Source organism: Stutzerimonas stutzeri (assembly GCF_024448715.1).
GTDB classification, from domain to species: Bacteria; Pseudomonadota; Gammaproteobacteria; order Pseudomonadales; family Pseudomonadaceae; genus Stutzerimonas; species Stutzerimonas stutzeri_AR.
This window is the reverse complement of record NZ_JAMOHZ010000002.1, coordinates 556,889-571,456: the sequence shown is the minus strand read 5'-3', so window position 1 is coordinate 571,456 and position 14,568 is coordinate 556,889. Positions and strand designations below refer to the sequence as shown.

General features: G+C 61.1%; 9 protein-coding genes. 8 read left to right on the top strand and 1 reads right to left on the bottom strand.

From position 1 onward, the window contains the following. Window positions 1-6: 6 nt before the first annotated feature. Window positions 7-1,437 (bottom strand): coniferyl aldehyde dehydrogenase, encoded by a 1,431-nt coding sequence (locus NAV33_RS06070; protein WP_255977930.1) that lies wholly within the window; start codon window positions 1,435-1,437, stop codon window positions 7-9. Between the two features lie 137 nt (window positions 1,438-1,574). Between NAV33_RS06070 and NAV33_RS06065 the strand changes: the two genes are divergently transcribed. From NAV33_RS06065 to pelG, 8 genes are all read left to right on the top strand, one after another. Next, entirely contained in the window at window positions 1,575-2,225 is a 651-nt protein-coding gene (locus NAV33_RS06065; protein WP_255977928.1) for a TetR/AcrR family transcriptional regulator, read from the top strand. Window positions 2,226-2,390: 165 nt separating this feature from the next. After that, window positions 2,391-5,255: a bifunctional glycoside hydrolase 114/ polysaccharide deacetylase family protein gene (locus tag NAV33_RS06060; protein WP_255977926.1), complete on the top strand. Its 2,865-nt coding sequence runs from the start codon at window positions 2,391-2,393 to the stop codon at window positions 5,253-5,255. Continuing rightward, window positions 5,233-8,778, top strand: a complete 3,546-nt coding sequence (locus NAV33_RS06055) for a tetratricopeptide repeat protein (protein ID WP_255977924.1) — start codon at window positions 5,233-5,235, stop codon at window positions 8,776-8,778. Before NAV33_RS06060 ends, NAV33_RS06055 begins: the two co-directional genes overlap by 23 nt. A 26-nt stretch (window positions 8,779-8,804) precedes the next feature. Continuing rightward, window positions 8,805-9,323 carry a penicillin-binding protein activator LpoB gene (locus NAV33_RS06050; RefSeq protein ID WP_255977922.1) on the top strand — a complete coding sequence of 173 codons (519 nt, stop codon included), beginning with the start codon at window positions 8,805-8,807 and terminating at the stop codon, window positions 9,321-9,323. Continuing rightward, window positions 9,323-10,696, top strand: a complete 1,374-nt coding sequence (locus NAV33_RS06045) for a PelD GGDEF domain-containing protein (RefSeq protein WP_255977920.1) — start codon at window positions 9,323-9,325, stop codon at window positions 10,694-10,696. Before NAV33_RS06050 ends, NAV33_RS06045 begins: the two co-directional genes overlap by 1 nt. Continuing rightward, a complete protein-coding gene (locus NAV33_RS06040) occupies window positions 10,674-11,663 on the top strand; it encodes a HEAT repeat domain-containing protein (protein WP_255977918.1) in 990 nt (329 codons plus the stop codon). Before NAV33_RS06045 ends, NAV33_RS06040 begins: the two co-directional genes overlap by 23 nt. Beyond that, a complete protein-coding gene (gene pelF, locus NAV33_RS06035; protein ID WP_255977916.1) occupies window positions 11,660-13,180 on the top strand; it encodes a GT4 family glycosyltransferase PelF in 1,521 nt (506 codons plus the stop codon). The genes NAV33_RS06040 and pelF overlap by 4 nt, the downstream gene beginning before the upstream one ends. 1 nt (window position 13,181) lies before the next feature. Beyond that, on the top strand, window positions 13,182-14,552 hold the full coding sequence (pelG, locus tag NAV33_RS06030; protein WP_255977913.1) for an exopolysaccharide Pel transporter PelG: 1,371 nt from the start codon (window positions 13,182-13,184) through the stop codon (window positions 14,550-14,552). The last annotated feature ends 16 nt before the right edge of the window (window positions 14,553-14,568 follow it).

Here is a 14,568-nt window from a genome sequence, read left to right as displayed (position 1 = left end):
CAGAGATCAGCGCACGAACAGTTTGTAGATCAGCTTCTGCAGGGGCTTGCCGTACGGCGGGTAGATCAAGCGGGCTGCATTTAAACGCTGTTTGATGAACACGCTCTTGGCCTTGCTGAAGGTCAGAAAGCCTTCGTGCCCATGGTAATGGCCCATGCCCGACGGGCCGACGCCGCCGAATGGCAGATCGTCCTGGGCGACATGCAGCAAGGTGTCGTTGAGGCAGACGCCACCGGAATGGGTGTAGCGCAATACGCGGCGCTGCTCGGCCTTGTCGTAGCCGAAGTAGTACAGCGCCAGCGGGCGAGGGCGCGCATTGACGTAAGCAAGCGCCTGTTCGATGTCGTCGTAGGGCACGATCGGCAGCAGCGGCCCGAAGATCTCGTCCTGCATCACTTGCATATCATCGTTTACGTCGAGCAACAGATAGTGCGGCATGCGCCGCTCCTGGGCTTGATCGAACAGGGGCAAAACCCGCGCGCCTTTGGCCTGGGCATCGTCGAGATAGCTCTGTAGCCGCACATGCTGGCGTTGGTTGATGATCGAGGTGTAGTCGGGGTTGTCGGCCAGTTGCGGATAGAAGCGCCGGACTACGCCGCGATAGGCCTCGACGAAACCATCGACACGATTCTTCGGCACCAGCACGTAATCGGGCGCAACGCAGGTCTGCCCGGCGTTCAGCGTCTTGCCGAAGGCGATGCGCTCGGCGGCGTTGGTCAGCGGTACATCCTTCGAGACTATGGCTGGTGACTTGCCGCCCAGCTCAAGCGTGACCGGTGTTAGGTTCTCCGCGGCGACGCGCATCACATGCCGGCCGACGCTGGTACTGCCGGTAAACAGTAGATGATCGAAGGGCAGTCGCGAGAAGGTTATGCCCACGTCCGCCTCGCCGAGCACTACCGCCACCTGATCCTCTGGAAATATCTGCGCCAGCAGCGATTTGAGCAACAGACCGGTGGCCGGGGTGGACTCGCTCAGCTTCAGCATCACCCGGTTGCCTGCGGCCAGTGCACCGACCAGCGGGCCGATGGCGAGGTATAGCGGATAGTTCCAGGGCACGATGACGCCCACCACGCCGAGCGGCTGATAAACCACTCGCGCACTGGCCGGCTGAAAGGCCATTCCCACGCGGCGTCGCGATGGCTTCATCCATTTGCGGAGATGGTGCTTGGCGTAACGAATGCCGTGCAGGCTGGGCATGATTTCCGCAAGCCGCGTTTCGTCTGCCGAGCGGTTGCCAAAGTCCTGACTGATAGCATCGATCAACGCTTGTTGATTGCCGGCGAGGATATCGTGCAGTGCCTCCAGCCATTGCAGACGATCCTCTGCGAGCGGGCTGGGGTTGGCCTGAAAGGCGCTGCGCTGGCGCTCGAACAGCGGCTGGAGGCGTTCGGTTTCCAGGCGCGTCTGGTCCAGGTAGGCGATGTCGGCAAGCATGGGCGATGCTCCAAAAAATGTGCAATGATGAGCTTTATTAGAGTAAAGACTCTAGCCTGTCAATCGAGGTGCTCTGTCGTGATTGCTGGGTTACCTTTGCACTCCAGTTTTAGCGCGACGGATGAACCTCTCCCGCAATGTCTCCGAAATCGAAAACCCGCGATCGCATCCTTCAGGCCAGCCTCGAACTGTTCAATGCTCAGGGCGAGCGGAGCGTGACCACCAACCACATCGCCGCGCATCTGACGATTTCACCGGGCAATCTCTATTACCACTTTCGCAACAAGCAGATGATCATCGCCGAGCTGTTCGACCGTTACGAGGCGGGCGTCGATGGCTTCCTGCAACTACCCGAAGGTCGCGCGCTGACCATCGACGACAAGACCGCTTACCTCGAAGCGCTGCTCTCGGTCATGTGGGACTACCGCTTTCTGCACCGGGATCTCGAGCATCTATTGAGCAACGATGATCAACTGGCGGAGCGCTACCGCCTGTTCGCCAAGCGCCATTTGATGAGCGCGCAGCGGATCTATCAGGGTTTCGTCGAAGCCGGCATTCTCGACATGACGTCTGCCCAGGTGGAGGCGCTGTCAGTTAATGCCTGGATCATCATGACGTCTTGGGTGCGGTTTCTTTGTACGGTAAGCAGCGCGACCGCGCTTAGCGAAACGATGCTGCAGCGGGGTATCTATCAGTTGCTGATGCTTGAGGATGGGTTTGTCGTGCCGCAAGCGCGTGGGGCTTTCGAGGTTCTGCAGCAGCGGCTGTCGGTGACTTTGCATTTCTGATTGAAGACGGCGGTCTCACTGAAGGGCGATTATCTTTTGGTTTCAGTGGTTTATTGGCGTTTCTCTTTGCGTGGGTCAAACTCTTGTCACCAATAGTGGCATTTTGCTTGTATTGGTGTTTTGCATATGGATTAATACCGGTTCACAAATGACTCTGAGTGAACCATGCGGTTCTTTCATGCCTTCGTCTGTCGAATCGACGCAACGGGCAATGCGCGGCGTTTGTCTTTGGCATCGCGCGTCTTCACGGGGCTAATCGGCACCGTTTTGGCCTTGTTCTGCGCCGCTCTGTTTGCGGCTGACGGACCAGTGATGGGCAACCCGCAAGCACCACGCAGCGTGGTGTTCTGGTACGCCGATAGCCCGCCTCTCGCCGAACTGTCCCAGTTCGATTGGGTGGTGCTCGAATCTGCTCACGCGAACACTGCTGACATCGGATTTTTGCGCGATCAAGGCAGCCAGCCGTTCGCCTACCTGTCGGTGGGTGAGTTCGATGGAAGTTTCAGTGGGTCGAGCAGCGCTCTGGCGGAAGGCGCCAGCAGCGTGCGTAACCAGGCCTGGAACAGCCACGTCATGCTGATAACTTCGCAGGCCTGGCGTGACTATTTGCTGAATCGTGCTGGCGAGCTGGCAAAGCAGGGCTATACAGGACTGTTTCTCGATACCCTTGACAGTTTTCAGCTGCTTCCAGCGGACGAGCGAGAGGCGCAGCGGGTCGCATTACGAGACTTTCTCATCGAGCTCAAGCACCGCCAGCCGACCCTCGAGCTCATCTTCAATCGCGGTTTCGAAGTGCTGCCGGAACTGCCTGGAGTCGCCTCGGCAGTGGCTGTGGAGTCGATTCATTCCGGTTGGGATGCCAATACCGGGCGCTACCGAACGGTTCCCCAAGACGACCGCGACTGGTTGGAAACGCATCTCGAACCGTTGCGCGCCCAGGGCGTACCCCTGATTGCGATCGACTATTTACCAGCCTCGCGTCGTGACGAGGCGCGAGCGTTAGCCCTGCGATTACAGCGCGAGGGCTTCGTACCCTTCGTGACGATGCCCGAACTGAATTACCTCGGCGTTAGCGGCGTGGAGGTACAGCCGCGGCGCATCGCGCTGGTCTACGACCGCCGCGAGAGCCCGCTGGAATCCAACCGAGGCCATCTTTTTCTTGGCGGCCTGCTGGAATACATCGGTTATCGCGTCGACTATCTGCCTGCTGACCAATTGCCCGATGGGCCGATGAGCGGGCTTTATGCTGGCGTCGTTACCTGGATGACCAGCGGCCCCCCTGACGAACCCGCGGTGTTCAACCGGTGGCTATCGGCACGGATGGATGAAGGCGTTCCGCTGGCGATCATGGGTGGCCTTCCACTGGACAACGACGATCTGCTCAACCGCATGGGCCTGCGTCGTGTCGGTGCGCCAGCGGAGGGAGAGGTCGTCGTCGCCAGCCAGGACGAGACGCTACTGGGGCAATTCGAGGCGCCGCTGACGATCCGGGTTCGCGATCTCGTAGCCTTGACGGTCCACGAAAGTGGCGCGACGACGCCGGGGCTGGTGCTGGTCGATAGCGAAAAGCGTAGATACGTGCCGGTGGCAACCGGGCCTTGGGGCGGCATCGCTCTGAAGCCTTATGTTATCGAGGAGGGTCCGGGTAGCCAGCGCTGGATGCTCGATCCCTTCGCTTTTTTGCAGCGCGCCTTGCAATTGCCGCCACTGCCACGACCGGATGCAACCACCGAGAACGGCCGCAGGATCGCCACGGTGCACATCGATGGGGATGGCTTCCTGTCACGCGCCGAGGTCACCGGCTCCCCCTATGCCGGGCGCGAGGTGTTCGATGCCTTCATCAAGCCACATCCGTTTCTGACATCCGTCTCGGTGATCGAGGGCGAGATCGGGCCCAAGGGCCGTTTCCCGCACTTGGCACGCGAACTGGAGCCGATCGCCCGGCAGATTTTTGCCGACCCCAAGGTCGAGGTCGCAACCCACTCATTCAGTCACCCGTACTTCTGGCAGCCGGAGCGGGCGCAACATCGTGAAGGGTTCACCGCCGAGTACGGGTTGATGATGGCTATCCCGGGTTACGACAAGCTTGATTTCAAGCGTGAGGTGTTTGGTTCCACGGCCTATATCAACCAGCGTCTGACCACTGCCGACAAACCGGTGAAAATGATTTTCTGGTCGGGTGATGCTTTACCGGACGCAGCGACCATCAAGCTGGCTTACGAGGCAGGTCTGGCCAACGTCAATGGTGGCACCACTGCGCTAACCCGCGCATACCCATCCTTGACAGGTCTGTCACCGCTGATCAGGCCCACCGCGGGGGGCGTTCAGTATTACGCGCCGGTCATCAACGAGAACCTCTATACCAATCTCTGGAAGGGCCCTTATTACGGCTTTCGAGGCGTGCTCGATACGTTTGCGCTGACCGATAGCCCTCGGCGGTTGCGCGGGTTGCACCTTTATTACCACTTCTACTCGGGGACCAAGCAGGCCTCGATCAAGGTAATGCAGGACATCTACCGCTCGATGCAGGCCGAGCAACCGATCTCCTTATGGATGAGCCAATACATCACCCGCATGCACGGCTTGCATCAGGCCAGTCTGGCGCGCTTGCCAGATGGTCGCTGGCAAGTTCGCGGCCTGGATGGCCTGCGCACCCTACGCCTGGATCCGGCGCTGGGCTGGCCTGACCTTGCGCGTTCGAGCGGTGTCGCTGGCGTGCGTGACCTGCCGCAGGGGCGCTATGTACACCTGAGCGACGCCAATGCCGTGCTGGCCCTGCGCCGCGAGCGCGATCCGCGTCCCGCGCTCGAGGAAGCCAACCTGCCATTGCTCGCGTGGGAGTATCTCGGCGATGGCAGTATCAGGCTGTCCTTCGCCGGTGAAGTGCCGCTGCGCTTTTCGGTGCGCGCGGCGGCGGCTTGTTCGCTGGATGTCGAGGGCAAGCGCTATCAGGCGACCGGCAATGATGGCCTGTGGCAGTTCGATCTACCAATGAAGCGGATGGCCGATGCGCAACTACGCTGCCACTGAGTCCGCACGTCTGCTGAGTCCCTGGACGATGCTGCTGGTAGTGGTACTGGTGGGCGGGGTGCTGGTTTGGACCTACGCTGGCGAAGATGTCTTCATGCCCGGTGAAAAGCGGCCCGATGCTGTCTCCATCAACTATGCCGAACTGTTGCTCGAAGCTCATCCGGACGATACCGACCTGCGCCGGAAACTGGTCGAGCAACTGATCGAGCTGGGCGACTATGCACGCGCGCGCTCGCATGTGTTTCAGCTGGCCGCAAGCGAGGCGGGTAGCGTGCGCTTCTATCTCATGGAGCTGGCGATTCTCGAGGCCACGGCCAATCCTGACGGCATATCGGATCAGGCGCGCAAAAGATTGCTCGATCAACTGCGTGGCGTGGAGAGCGGCACTCTTTCTATCGACCAGTTGGTTCGTCAGGCCGGCTACGCGCTCGCGCTGTCAGCTCCCCGACTGGCTGCGCCGATCTACCGTGATCTGGCGAAGCGCGACGTACCCAAACGTGCCTACTGGCTGGGCGAGGCCGCCCGTGCCCATCTGGCGGCGGGTGAACCGTTGTTGGCCGCGCAAATATTCACCGGACTGATTTCAACCGCGCAAACCAGAGCTGAAAAACACCAATACCTGCAGCAGGCATTCTCTGCCCTGCGGTCGGCCGATCGCGCTGAGCAAGCCGCCGAGTTGATCCACCGCAACCTGACGTTACTGACCGAAGCCGATGGCGCGCTGTTTGGCTCGGCGGCGCAGGCAGCGGTCGGTAGCCAGCGCTTCGATCTGGCGAGCGAAACCGTGGCGCGATGGCGCACGCTGGCACCGGATGACGTAGCGGCCTTCAACGTGGAGTTTGACCTGCGCTTGGCCGCCGGGGAGATCGACGAGGCTTGGTTGATCGGCCAGCGTCTGGCGACCATAGGCCCGCTGAATGCCGCGCGGCTCGAACAACTGGCTCAACTCGGCGAATGGACCGGTCACTCCGCTCAGGCGCTGGACTTCTGGCTGCGGTTGGTCGAGACCGATGACCGTCCGGCAATACGCGAACATACTTGGCGCCTGGCCGCACAGCTGTTCGACTTCGATCACACCGTCGCGCTGCTGGCGGCGCTGTCCGAGCAGCGTCGGCTATCGGACGCGGAGCTGGAGGCATTGGTTTACAGCCACCAGGCTCGTGGTACGCCAAGCGAGGCTGAGCGCTGGCTGCGTGGTTACCTGCAGTTGCACCCCGACCATCAACTGGCCTGGCTGCGCCTGCAACTGGTTCTCGAACAGACCCAGCAACTAGCCGCGCAGGCCGAGCTTTGGGCCGAGATCGAACGCCGCTTCGGGCTGAACGTTGACCAGCGGGTGAGCTGGGCGCGGGTCAACTGGGAGCTGTTCGACCCGAAAGGCGCCTGGCAGGTACTAAATGACCTGGATGCGGACGCGGTCACTGACGAAGCCTATTGGCATCTTCGCGCCGAGCTTGCCTGGGAACTGGAACGCAACGCCGATGCACTGGACAGCTATCGCAGGCTCGAAACCCTGGGTGTTGACCTGGACGATACTGGCGAGGAACGCCTGATCAGGCTGTACAGCCGCAGTTCACCGGCCACCGCCCTGGATGTGATGATCGCCAGCTGGCAGCGCAACCGCACACCGGCGAACCTCAGCCGGGCGCTACAGCTCGCCGAGGACCTTGATGACATGGCGCGGCTCGAGGTGCTGGTTGCCGAAGGGCAGCGGATGCCAGACAGCCGATCGGTCGCGGCTCTGTGGAGCGCACGTGCGTTGCTGGCCGAACGAGCGGGCAATTCTGCCGAGGCAGGGCGGCTATACCGGCAGGCGTTGATCCGGTTTCCGCGCTCGAACCGGTTCCGTGAGCAGCTGCTGTGGCACTACATCGATCACAATCAGGCCGATGCATTGGTGCCGTTACTGGCTCAGTGGCGTCCTCTGGCAACCGGCAGCAGTCGCTTATGGCTGCCGTTTGCCAGTGCCAGCCTACTGCTCAACCGCAATGACGAGGCTTTGCGCTGGTTCGATCTGTATTTGCATGCCAACCCCAACGACTGGCTCGTGCAGGCGGCTTATGCCGACGTCCTGGACAGTACCGGCTATAGCGATCGCGCGTTACGCCTGCGTCGCCATCTGCTAGGCACGAGCCAAATGCACACGGCCGCGGCGAATCCGGCCCGGTACCAGACGTATCTGCGGTTATTGAGCAACAGCTGGTCGACCCGTTTGGCTACGGAACAGGCGCTGCGCTGGCGCGATGGATCCCGGCCGATGCTGCAACTGTGGTTCGAGCAGTTCAGCGCCCAGCTCGATGCATTGGGTCAAACGGCAGCGAAGGGCGAATGGATCTCCTGGGGGCGCCGCAACGGTTTGCGGATCAATCAGTACGCCGAGTTGCAGCAAGCGTTGCAGGCAAACAACCGCGGCCTGCTCGAGCGCTTGCTGGCGCAGGACGGGCTGGACCCGGCGCAGCGCGTCGAAGCCCTGATGCGGCTGGGCGGCACTGGTCAGCCGCTGGCAAAGAGCCTTGCGGCATTGTCCGCCGAACAACCCGCTGCGATACGCCAGCAGCTGTTGAGACAAAGCCTGGCGTTGCAGGAGAGCAGACCGCAGGGCTTCCAGTTCGGTATGCGCCAGCAGGATTTCGGCACCATTCGGTTTCAGGGCGAGACGGCACGAATCGCCAGGCAAGTGGATGCAGATTGGCATGCGCAGCTGTCCCTGGCGCGGCTCGACTATTCCGGTACAGGGTTGTTAGGTACGCGACCCGGAGTCGAGCAGACAACCGAGCTGGAACTGACCCGTACGCTGGCCAACGGTGCATTGGGCGTTGCGCTGGACCGCAGCCAGCACGATGAGGGCGAGCGTCGCGGGGCGAGCGTTTCGCGCAGCTTGCAGTTGGGCGATTCCGACGCGCTTGAATTGCAGTTCGACTGGCACCGCCAGGCCGAAGAAAGCGGACTGCTGCGGGCCTTGGGCAGGCGCGACGCGCTGAGCATCAATGGTCGCCATGGGATCAGCGCGCGCGATCAGCTCAGCTGGTCGCTGGCTCATCAGCGCTTCAGCACTTTGGATGGCGAAGCCGTGGGTAACGGTCATCAGTTCAATCTCGAACTGAGCCATGCGGTTTTTTTCGAGGGGCCGAGCTGGACCCTGCGTAGCGGGCTCAGCTACTCGAGGTACAGCCAGGCGGGCGAGTTGAGTTCGATACAGACGAACGGGCCGGAGCCAGCATTGGCAGCCGACCTGCTTCAAGACCGCTTCGGCCAGCTGTATGTCGGTAGTACCTGGCGGCGTGGTTTTCCAGGCGCTTTGAACCAAGGAACAGCTCAATACAGTTGGCTGCTCGATCTGCTGGCGGGCTGGCAGTGGACGGAGCAGCAGCCCAATTACGCGATCACCACTGGCGTCGGCATGCGAGTGCTCGGCGACGATGAACTGGCCTTCACCTTTGGCTTCCAGTCCGCACCGCGCAGCGGTGACGGCGAACCGGGTGGAACACTGGGCATGACTTATAGCGCCCGTTTCGGACGCTGATGCGCGATCTACAAGGAGAATCAACCATGTCATCCATTCGCTGCCTGGCCTTGCTGGCTGTGGCGTTTTTCCTCAGCGGCTGCTCCAGCTTCACCGACCAGAGCGCTTCGGCGTTGCCGCGCGATGCGGCTTGGGGGCTGGTGCCGATCGTCAACTACTCCCAGGCGCCCCAGGCCGGTGAGCGAGCCGAACAGATCCTGCTCAGCGTACTTGCCGAGCGCGGTCTGCAGCCGCGCCACTATCCTTTCGTGGCTCAGGGTGTGGCGCCACTGATCGATGATCGTGAACGGTTCAACCATGCGATGGCCTGGGCTCAAGCCGAGCGGCTCGATTACGTCATCAGCGGCAGCGTCGAGGAATGGCAATACAAGAGTGGGCTCGACGGTGAGCCCGCAGTGGGCATGAGCCTGCAAGTGATCGAGGTGGCTAGCGGTCGCGTAGTGTGGAGCAACAGTGGTGCGCGTGCCGGCTGGTCCCGCGAAAGCCTCGCAGGCACGGCGCAGAAGGTGCTGCGTGAGCTGGCCGGCGCGTTGCGTCTCGAATAATGGCGATCGGATCGGCACACAAGGACTTCAGCCTGGCGCCACGTGCCAGCGGTGCTGTCTCCTGGCTGGAGACCTGGTTGCTCAGCGGGATGGCGATCGCGCTCGGCTACTGGATTTCGCCTGACGATCCGCTGATGGTCCACGGCACTTTCCCCTGGCCGGTGATGGCGCCGCTGCTGCTGGGTATGCGCTATGGCTTCATGCGCGGCCTGGTCAGTGCCGTGCTGCTGATCCTCGCCTTGATCGCCTATCACCGTTTCGGTGACGGGATTTATCCAGAAATGCCCGCCTCATTCATCGTCGGAGTATTGGTGAGCGGCATGTTGGTGGGTGAGTTTCGTGATATCTGGGAACGCCGGCTGGAACGGCTCGACCTGGCCAACGATTATCGGCAGCTGCGACTCGACGAGTTCACCCGCGCGCACTACATCCTGCGCATTTCGCATGACCGTCTCGAACAGCGCGTTGCCGGCAATGACCAGAGCCTGCGCAGTTCCCTGTACGGGCTGCGCAACCAACTGCGCAACCTGCCACGCGGTGACGATACGCTTGCCGCATTGGCCGAGCCGGTAATGAATCTACTCGCGCAGTACGGCTCGTTCCGGGCCGCCGGTCTGTATCGCGTGCACGGTGGCAGCGTCGTGCCGGAGCCCTTGAGTCTGATCGGTGAAGCGGCGCCTATGAACACCGATGATCTGCTGGTGCGCATGTGCGTGCAACGCGGTGAACTGGTGAGCATTCGCGAGCAACTACTCGAGCGTGGCGAACACCGCCAGCACTCGCAATACCAGCTATGTGTGCCGCTGGTCGATACCGAAGGGCTCGTCGTGGCGCTGCTGGCGGTGGAGCAGATGCCGTTCTTCTCGTTCAACGAGCGGATCTTCGGACTACTGGCGATTCTCGCCGGGCATATCGCCGACTTGATGCTCAGCGACCCGCAAACGCGTCATCTGCAGGACATGGACAGCCAGCTGTTCAGCCAGAATCTCAAGCGCTCGCTGACCGATGCGCAGCGGCACGGGCTGGACGCCTGTCTGTTCTCGTTCGAGATAAGCGCCTCGCCGCGCGGCGCCGAGGTGCTGCGTCTGATCGAAGACAGCCGGCGCGGCCTGGATCTGCAGCTCAGGCTGAGCAACCAGCGCGGCAATACCTGTGTGCTGGTGTTGTTGCCGCTGACTTCTGCCGAAGGCGCTCAAGGCTATCTGTTCCGTCTGAACACCCTGCTCGGTGAACGCTTCGGCACCAGCGAATCGCTCGAGAGCCTGGACGTGCGCGTGCTCGACCATGACCTCGGCACGGCAAATGGCCGCGATGCGCTGCGTAATTTTCTTTTCCGTGAGTGCGACCTGAATGATCAGCAAGTGGCTATTTAGCGGCGCGCTGCTGTTCGAGGTGGGCAGCTGGGCCGCCTTCCGCCAGTCCCTCGGGCTTGTTCAGGCGACGCTCCTATACATAGTTGCGCACGCACTCAGCAGTGCCATGCTCAGCGGTGGCATCTGGCTGGTATTGCCGCGGCGTTACAAGTTTCCGTTGCCCTGGAGTCCCTTATTCATCTTCAGTCTGGCCTTTTTCGTGCCGCTGCTGGGGGCCGTGGGCGTCGCGGCTGCGCTGTTCCCGGCTTTGTATTTGCCGCGTCGTCGACAGGAGCAGAGTTGGGACTCAATGGCTGTGCCCGAGCTGCCGTTTCGCCCGCAGGAACGCGGCCGTGAGCTGATGTTCAGCGATGGCGGCCTGAAGGATGTCTTGCGCCATGCACCGGACACGGAGAAGCGATTGGCGGCGCTCTTCGCCACGCGGCGCATGCCGGGCCGCGAGGCGATTCCGATGCTCAAATTGGCGCTGCGCGATCCAGCCGATGACGTACGGCTGCTGGCTTATTCCATGCTCGACAAGCAGGAGAGCGAGATCAACCATCGTATCGAAATGGCACTCCAGCAGTTGGCTACCGCCGATACCCGGCACAAGGCTGCGCTGCACGACGCCCTGGCGCGCTGGTACTGGGAGTTGGCCTACTTGGGGCTGGCCCAGGGAAGCGTGCTCGACCATGTGCTTGGCCAGGCCCGAGAACATGTCGAGCAAACCCTCGCTGATGCTGACAATCCCTACGCGCACGTCCTGGCAGGACGCATCGCACTGGAGCACAAGCGCCTGGATGCCGCCAAGACACACCTGGCGAATGCCGAGGCCGCGGGCGTCGGCGCGCAGCAACTGGCGCCTTTTCGCGCAGAGATCGCATTTATCGAGAGGCGCTATGCGGAGGTCCCGGAGCAGTTGGCAAAGCTGCCGGAGGATGTGTTGAACCGCCCACCATTTGCCGCCTTAGGGAAATACTGGTTGTGACCAAGAATCTACCCGAAGCCCCTGTCGCTGATATCTGCCTGCTGCTCGAGGGCACCTGGCCCTATGTGCGTGGCGGTGTATCCAGCTGGGTAAATCAGTTGATCCTTGGCCTGCCGGAGTTCACCTTTTCGGTGTTTTTCATTGGCGGACAGCGAGAGGCCTATCCCAAGCGCCAGTACAAGATCCCGCCGAATGTGGTGCATATCGAGGAACATTTTCTGGAAAGCGCATGGCGGCCGGGGGATGCGGTCGCCGCCGCCAAGCGCGAGGGTTCACGCGAGCCGATGCACCAGATGCACCAGTTTTTCCATCACCCGGACCCGCCGGATGCGGAGCAGGGCGAAGCGATTCTCGAGATGCTGGCCTCGTGCCGGCTAACGCTGGACGACGTACTGCACAGCCGGGCGAGCTGGGATGCGATCACCGAAGGTTATACGCGGCATTGCAGCGACCCATCGTTCATCAATTACTTTTGGACGCTGCGCACCATGCAAGCGCCGTTGGTGATGCTGGCGCAGGCGATCACACGGCTGCCGCGAGCGCGTGCACTGCATGCCATTTCCACTGGCTATGCGGGTTTGGTAGGGAGTGTTCTTCAGCGCCGCTGGCAATGCGCCTATCTGCTTAGCGAGCATGGGATCTATACCAAGGAGCGCAAGATCGACCTGGCCCAGGCCAGCTGGATATCCGACAGCCCGGACGAAGCTTTGCGCATGGGCCTGGATGCCGAATTCAGCTATGTTCGCCGGCTCTGGATCCGATTTTTCGAGCGGATCGGCTTGCTGACTTATCGCTCGGCCGATCCGATCATCGCCCTGTACGACGGCAACCGCCAACGGCAAATCGCCGATGGCGCGGAACCAGCGCGCACCCGTGTCATCCCCAACGGTATCGCCATGTCCGGCTGGGTCGATGCGCTGGAACGTCGGCCGCCAGGCATCCCTCCGATTGTCGGGCTGGTCGGCCGAGTGGTGCCGATCAAGGACGTGAAAACCTTCATCCGCGCCATGCGCGGCGTGATCAGCGCCATTCCTGAAGCAGAGGGTTGGATAGTCGGACCTGATGAAGAAGATCGGGAATACGCTGCCGAATGTCGCAGCCTGGTGATCAGTTTGGGGCTGGAAGGCCGCGTTAAGTTTCTCGGCTTTCGTCAGATACACGAGCTGCTGCCAAGCCTGGGGCTGATGGTGCTGACATCTATCAGCGAGGCGCAACCGCTGGTCATTCTCGAGGCCTGGGCTGCAGGCACGCCGGTGGTCAGCAGCGACGTGGGCTCATGCCGAGAGTTGATCGAAGGAGCGCCGGACGAACAACCCGCACTGGGGCGCGCCGGTGAGGTAGTACCCATTGCCGATCCGCAGGCCACCGCGCGCGCCATCGTCGACCTGCTGAGCGATTCCGAGCGCTGGCGGGCGGCGCAGGCGGTGGGGTTGGAACGCGTCAACCGCTATTACACCGACGCACTGATGCTCGAGCGTTATCGCACCCTCTATCGCAACGCCATGGGAGCCGTCTGACATGGCCGGTATCGGATTCGAGCTGCGCAAAATTCTTTCTCGCGATTCCTACACCGCAACGCTTAGAGCCTATCTCTACGCAGGGCTGATCAGTTCTGGCCCCTGGGTGTTGTCCATCATCAGCGTCATGGTGATCGGCGTTATGAGCTTGGGTGTAGTAATCCCCGAACTGCTGATTCGCCAGTTTCTGGTCAGCGTGACTTATCTGATGGCGGCCTCGCTGATCATTACCGGGGGCGCCCAGCTGTTCTTCACCCGTTTCATCTCCGACCGGCTGTTCGAGAAGCAGGAGGAGCGCATCCTGCCGAACCTGGTGGGCATCCTGCTGGTCGTTACCGTGTCGTCGGGAGTACTAGGCTTCGCCCTGCTGAGCGTGCTGTTCGACCAACCGTTCCTCTACCGGTTGCTGATGCTGGCCAACTTCGTGGTGCTCTGCAACCTGTGGCTGACGATCGTTTTCCTGTCTGGAATGAAGGCCTACAACCGCATCTTGCTAGTGATGGTGGCAGGCTATTCGCTGATGGTGCTGTGTTCGTTCCTGCTACGGTTCCTCAAGCTCGAAGGATTGCTGATGGGCTTGCTGATAGGGCACGCCAGCCTGTTCTTCATGTTCCTGTTCGACATATTGCGGGAATACCCGGCCAAACAATTGGTGGCTTTCGATTTTCTGAAACGCAAGCAGGTATTTATCAGCCTGTTGCTGACCGGTCTTTGCTACAACCTCGGTATCTGGATCGACAAGATTCTGTTCTGGTTCAATCCCAGCACTTCCAATCAAGTCATCGGGCCACTGCGGGCTTCGATGCTTTATGACCTGCCGATCTTCCTGGCCTATCTGGCGATTATCCCTGGCATGGCGGTATTTCTGGTGCGCATCGAAACGGACTTTGCCGAGTGGTATGACCGCGTCTATTCGGCCATTCGCGGTGGCGAGACCTTGCAGCATATCGGCCAGCTCAAACACCAGATGATCCTTTCCGTGCGCCAAGGGTTGCTGGAAATCTGCAAGGTTCAGGGGCTGACTGTCGTGTTGCTGTTCCTGATCGCCCCGCAGTTGCTGGCATGGTTGGGTATGTCCGCCTATTACCTGCCGCTGTTTTACGTTGACCTGATCGGCGTCAGCATCCAGGTCGTGTTCATGGCGTTGTTGAACGTCTTCTTCTATCTCGACAAGCGCAGCATCGTCCTGGAGTTGTGCCTGATCTTCGTTCTGCTCAATGCCGCGCTGACCATGGCCAGCCAGCAGCTGGGACCGAGTTTCTTCGGCTACGGCTTCACTCTCTCAGTACTGGCTTGCGTGCTGCTTGGGCTGGTTCGTCTATCCAGTTCGCTGGATGATCTTGAGTACGAAACCTTCATGCTTGGCCGCTGAGCTGGGTTTTGGTTAC